This window comes from Kamptonema sp. PCC 6506 (genome assembly GCF_000180455.1).
GTDB lineage: Bacteria > Cyanobacteriota > Cyanobacteriia > Cyanobacteriales > Microcoleaceae > Kamptonema > Kamptonema formosum.
Window position 1 is genome coordinate 1 of sequence record NZ_CACA01000133.1, and the last position, 1,408, is coordinate 1,408.

Annotated in this window: 1 protein-coding gene; it reads right to left on the reverse strand. The window is 49.4% G+C overall.

The genetic code is table 11. The features are described from left to right. Positions 1 to 120 precede the first annotated feature (120 nt). On the reverse strand, positions 121 to 1,408 hold a 1,288-nt coding region (locus OSCI_RS07855; RefSeq protein ID WP_193387014.1), incomplete at its 5' end, for an endonuclease MutS2.

Here is a 1,408-nt window from a genome sequence, read left to right on the forward strand (position 1 = left end):
ATCAATTAAAGTTAAAAATGTACAATTAAATTGTATATTTAATTTTAATTTTAATTTTAATTGGCTTGGCTTACCCATTGGGTTTAGCCTTGCTACTAAACCAACCAATTTCAAAACTTCTCAACGGAGATAGGCAATAGTGACTCCAGAACCTCCCTCTGCTGTGCCGGCAATTTCGTAGTGGGAAACTAGAGGATGGGATTCTAAAAATTCATGGATGCCTTTCCTCAACTGTCCCGTACCTTTACCGTGAATAATCCAAAGCACTCCTGACTCCATCGCCGCTGAGAAAGCTTGGTCTACTTCTCTTTCCGCCTCTGATACTCTCATTCCTCGCAGGTCGATTGTATTCTGGGAAGTACGAACGGTGACTGGGGAGGTTTGAGGTTTGACGTTTGAGTTTTGTGGGGGTGCTGATTGACTACCCGCCTTGAGTCTTGAGTTTTGAGTTTTCTCTTGCTCCTCTGCTCGTTTAGCTATTTCTGGTTTCTGACCATCTAGGGATTCGATTTCTGCCAGTTTCACTGTCATTTTCATCATCCCAAATCGGACGGTTAGTTCTTCGTTGTTGTCGGGGCCGCTGAGGACTTCGGCGGTTTGACCAACGCGGGGGATGCGGATGCGATCGCCTACTTGAGGGCGAAATCCTGGTTTCGGTTTGGCAGGTTCTTTACGGGATGGTAGATGTTTTTCGCCAATTTGGTTTAAAGCTAGGGTCGCTTCTTGAGCGTCTTGAGCGGAGGCGGGGCCTTGTTGTAAACGGCGGATAACTTGAGCGACTTCTGCTTTAGCGGCGGCGATCGCTTGCTGTACTGCGGCTTCCTGACCTAGCTTTAACTCTCGTTCCCGTTCCTGCAATGTTGCTGCTTTTTGGGAAACTTCCCTATGCAGCATTTCTGTTTGCTGTAACAGTTGAGTTGCTTCTCGCGCTTTGGTTTCCTGTCTCCGTCGTTGGGCCTCCAGTCCAGCTATTACCTGGTTAACATCCTCGGATGCACCACCAACATAAGTTGCAGCCAGATTTGCAATTTCTGGTAACAGACCAAGGCGTTTGGCGATCGTTAGTGCGTTGGAACGTCCCGGAATTCCCCACAGCAGGCGATATGTCGGTTGCAGGGAACTGTCGTCAAATTCCACTGAGGCATTTTCAAAGCGATCGTCTTGATATTTGAAGGCTTTGAGTTCGCCGAAGTGGGTTGTGGCGACTGTTAGCAGTGCATGATCTGCCAGGTATTGCAGGAGGGCGATCGCTAAAGCACTCCCTTCTGAAGGGTCAGTTCCGGCCCCTACTTCATCCAGTAATACTAGAGATGGGGAGCAGGGGAGCGGGGGAGCAGGGGAGCGGGGGAGAGGGGGAGCAGGGGAGACTGGGTGCGATTTAAGTTCTCCCTCTCCCCTAACTTCCCCA